Source organism: Protofrankia sp. CiP1_Cm_nod3, assembly GCF_982290655.1.
The window spans coordinates 1-3134 of sequence record NZ_CEVIVD010000059.1 but is presented as its reverse complement, the minus strand read 5'-3'; the positions used below and the strand labels follow the sequence as shown (position 1 = coordinate 3134).

General features: G+C 70.4%; 2 protein-coding genes. One reads left to right on the top strand and one right to left on the bottom strand.

Annotated elements, in window-relative coordinates; genetic code table 11:
• Positions 1-1716, top strand: a 1716-nt coding sequence (gene thiC, locus AC5LUJ_RS13240) for a phosphomethylpyrimidine synthase ThiC (RefSeq protein ID WP_493465009.1), incomplete at its 5' end; no start/stop codon positions are given.
• Between the two features lie 127 nt (positions 1717-1843).
• Here thiC and AC5LUJ_RS13235 read toward each other — a convergent pair.
• On the bottom strand, positions 1844-2950 hold the full coding sequence (locus tag AC5LUJ_RS13235) for a hypothetical protein (RefSeq protein ID WP_250283064.1): 1107 nt from the start codon (positions 2948-2950) through the stop codon (positions 1844-1846).
• Positions 2951-3134: the final 184 nt, after the last annotated feature.

Below are 3134 nucleotides of genomic sequence, written 5' to 3'. Positions count from 1 at the left end.
GGCGGCCCACCCACGCCGGTCACCTCCGGCCCGCTGCCCGGCAGCCGCAAGACCTACCTGGTCGGCGCCGCGGACGGCCTGCGGGTGCCCATGCGCGAGGTGCCGCTCTCCACCGGCGACAGCGTGATCCTGTACGACACCTCCGGGCCGTACACCGACACCGAGCAGGTCACGGACGTGCGCCAGGGGCTGCCCCCGCTGCGGGACGCCTGGATCGCCGCCCGCGGCGACACCGAGGCCTACCGGAGCACCCCGCCGGAGATCCGGCACGGGGAGCGGCTGCGCCGGCCGTCCCCCAGGCGGGCGCTGCCCGGCCGGGCCGTCACCCAGCTCGCCTACGCCCGCCGGGGTGAGATCACGCCGGAGATGGAGTTCGTCGCGCTGCGCGAGGGCCTGCCGGCCGAGACCGTCCGGGCGGAGATCGCCGCCGGCCGCGCGGTGCTGCCCGCGAACGTCAACCACCCCGAGTCCGAGCCGATGGCGATCGGCAGCGCCCTCCTGGTGAAGATCAACGCGAACATCGGGAACTCGGCGGTGACCTCGTCCATCGAGGAGGAGGTGGACAAGATGGTGTGGGCGACCCGCTGGGGCGCCGACACCGTCATGGACCTGTCCACCGGCCGTGACATCCACACCACCCGGGAGTGGATCATCCGGAACTCGCCGGTCCCGATCGGGACCGTGCCGATCTACCAGGCGCTGGAGAAGGCCGGCGGCAAGGCCGAGGAACTGTCCTGGGAGGTCTACCGGGACACCGTCATCGAGCAGTGCGAGCAGGGCGTGGACTACATGACCGTCCACGCCGGGGTGCTGCTGCGCTACGTGCCGCTGACCGCGCGGCGCAAGACCGGGATCGTCTCCCGCGGCGGTTCCATCCTGGCCGCCTGGTGCCTGGCCCACCACCAGGAGAACTTCCTCTACACCCACTTCGCCGAGCTGTGCGAGATCCTGCGCGCCTACGACGTGACCTTCTCACTCGGGGACGGGCTGCGCCCCGGCTCGATCGCCGACGCCAACGACGCCGCCCAGCTCGCGGAGCTGGCCACCCTCGGGGAGCTGACCTCGGTGGCCTGGGAGCACGACGTCCAGGTCATGATCGAAGGCCCCGGGCACGTCCCGATGAACAAGATCAAGGAGAATGTGGACCTGCAGCGCGAGCTGTGCCACGACGCGCCCTTCTACACCCTCGGGCCGCTGACCACGGACATCGCGCCCGGCTACGACCACATCACCTCCGCGATCGGCGCCGCGATGATCGGCTGGTACGGCACGGCGATGCTCTGCTACGTCACCCCCAAGGAGCACCTCGGCCTGCCCGACCGCGACGACGTCAAGGCCGGAGTGATCGCCTACAAGATCGCCGCGCACGCGGCGGACCTGGCCAAGGGGCATCCAGGCGCCCAGGCGTGGGACGACGCCCTGTCCGACGCCCGGTTCGACTTCCGCTGGAGCGACCAGTTCCACCTCGCGCTCGACCCGGAGACCGCCGAGGCCTTCCACGACGAGACCCTGCCCGCGGCGCCCGCGAAGTCGGCGCACTTCTGCTCGATGTGCGGCCCGCACTTCTGCTCGATGAGGATCACCCAGGACGTGCGCAAGTACGCCGAGGAGCACGGCCTCGCCGAGACCGACGCCGTGGCGGCCGGCCTCCAGGAGAAGTCGGCGGAGTTCGCCGCCCACGGCAACCGCGTCTACCTCCCGATCACGGAATCGTAGAAACCGCGGGCATCGGCGGCTGGGCGTCGGCGGGCACCGTAGGTACTTTCGGTCGCTCCGACGACGGTTTCCACCTACGGCTTCCGTATCCGTAGGTGGAAACCGCTGCGTTGATGACGGTTTTCACCTACAGGTCCGGCTCCCAGCCGCGTTGGCGTAGTGCTGTGGCGACCTGTTCGGCCACCAGCCGCGGTTCGGTGCGCAGCACATGGACCGGGAAACGCAGGATGAGGCGGTCCTGGAGCACACCGGCGTTCTGGCGGGCCAGATCGTCCCACCACTGGCGCACCTCCCGATGGTGGCCGCCGTCGATCTCCACCCAGACCCGCCACGTCTCGTACCAGACGTCGAGGTGACAGTGGCTGCCACCGGCGTCGATCCTCTCCTGCCGTCGCGCGGCCGGCAGACCGTAGCGGTTCTCGATTTTTCGATAAAGGATTTCGGCCACCGAATGGGCGCCGTCACCCAGGTCACCGAGGGTTTCGATGATCAACGCGTTGCGGCGCAGCGGCCCACGGCGCTCGACGACACGGCGAAGCTCGGCAACGGTGACCAGCCGCTGCTGGACGGCCGCGGCAAGCACAGCACGTGCGTCGTCCTCGTCCGGGGCCCAGCTGGCCATGTCCACGACCGAGCGGGGCAGCCGGGTCCGCGGCGGCGACCGCCGCGGGTGCACATCATCGGAGCCGAGATGACGGCTGCGTCGGATGATGACACCGGGGCGCCGCGTCACATGCCGGGCGGCGTCGACAAGGACGACGACCGGGCCGCCGTCGAACCCGCGTAAGCCGTCGAACGACGCCGCGGACACCCCGCCGAGCACCGCACCCGATCCGATCGACTCGACGGCCGCCCACAGCAGCTGGCTGCCGGTGATCGGGCCGGAATGGGTGACGAGCACCCCCCGCATGGGCCGCTGCCAGCGGCCGCTGCGCAGCTTCCAGCGGATCTCCGCCTCGGTCATCCCAGCATCCAGAGCCGCACGGACCGAGATGACGCCATCCTGGGCTGCCGCGATCCGCTCCCAGCCCGCACGTTCCCCACGCCCACCGGCCCGCCGCCTGGACGCGTGGCCGTTTCCGCAGGTCTCCTGGCCGCAGCCATCGTCGCCGCGAGCCTCGCTGCCAGGCTCCTCGCTGCCAGGCTCCTCGCTGCCGCGACACCTGCCGACACCGTTCTTACTGCCGCTGTTCTTGTCACCGCTGTTCTTGTTGTCACCACGCGGGTGGCGCAAGCCGGGATCATGGGCCATGCCCCCACGCTGCCACGATGTTCACCCACCCGCGAGCGAGGGCAGCTACCTGTGGACAATGCAGGCCGTAGGCGACAACGGGGCCCGTAGGTGGAAACCGTCGTTGCCACAACCAAAGCCACCTACACCCACGGAGCCCGTAGGTGGAAACCGTTGCTGCCACGAC